The following is a 789-nucleotide window of genomic DNA, read 5'->3' on the forward strand; positions in this document are numbered from 1 at the left end:
CAACTTCGCTCGTAAGGACGACCTTAAGAGCGCAGCCTCGCTACCGTGCCATGCTCGCGCAAGGCGGCCCTCGCCGGAGGCGTACGGTCTATACGACCACCGATTGGGATGGTGTGGTGGGCACTGTTGCCTCTGACAACAATTCAACGGGTGGCCTGACAACGACCGTCAGCATTGGTGCCCTGGGCGCAGCGATCGCAATTGCGGGCAACGCCACCAAGGGGGCATCGGCACTGCGACATGGACCGGGCTGACCCAACAGTTCTCAAACACACCAGTCACGGATACAAACCACAGCGGAGCAATGGCCATAGCTACCGCCGCCCAAGCTGCCCTCACCGTAACCTGTGCCTACAGCACTACTCCAGCACTTGCCGCACTGCTGGTGGTTCCGCGGTGCGCAACTCCTGACTGGCGACGGCGTCGGCGACATGCCTTACGGACTCGTATTGCCAGAGCTTGTAATCGTCGACAAACCAGCCAAGTCGGCTCTCGATCGCCGTAGCAAGCTCGTTATAGTCGAGGCTGTCGAGGCCGAGATCCCGCATTCTGGTTGTCATCGAGACCTCTACTTTTTCGGCAACTAGAGCGTTGAGGGTTTTGAGAACCAGTTGTTCAATTTCAAGTAATGTCATCACTAATACATGCCTTTTGATTGCAGATTCAGGTAGTGCAACCCTGATCGGGGCCCAACCCCCAAAACGAGGTGTGCCGTTGAAACATGTTCTTGTCATTGACGATGATGCCGCAATGCGGCGCCTCATCGCCGAGTATCTCACGATGCATGCC

The 789-nt window shown here is 57.2% G+C and carries 1 protein-coding gene and 1 pseudogene; one reads left to right on the forward strand and one right to left on the reverse strand.

Annotation, left to right across the window (positions count from 1 at the left end):
- Nucleotides 1-359: 359 nt before the first annotated feature.
- Entirely contained in the window at nucleotides 360-734 is a 375-nt protein-coding gene (locus NKI99_RS33770) for an acyl carrier protein (RefSeq protein ID WP_352593620.1), read from the reverse strand.
- Here NKI99_RS33770 and NKI99_RS33775 point away from each other — a divergent pair.
- A pseudogene (locus tag NKI99_RS33775) lies at nucleotides 715-789 on the forward strand (DNA-binding response regulator); the annotation flags it as partial. The gene NKI99_RS33770 and the pseudogene NKI99_RS33775 overlap by 20 nt on opposite strands.

Source organism: Mesorhizobium sp. M0239, assembly GCF_040321815.1.
GTDB lineage: Bacteria > Pseudomonadota > Alphaproteobacteria > Rhizobiales > Rhizobiaceae > Mesorhizobium.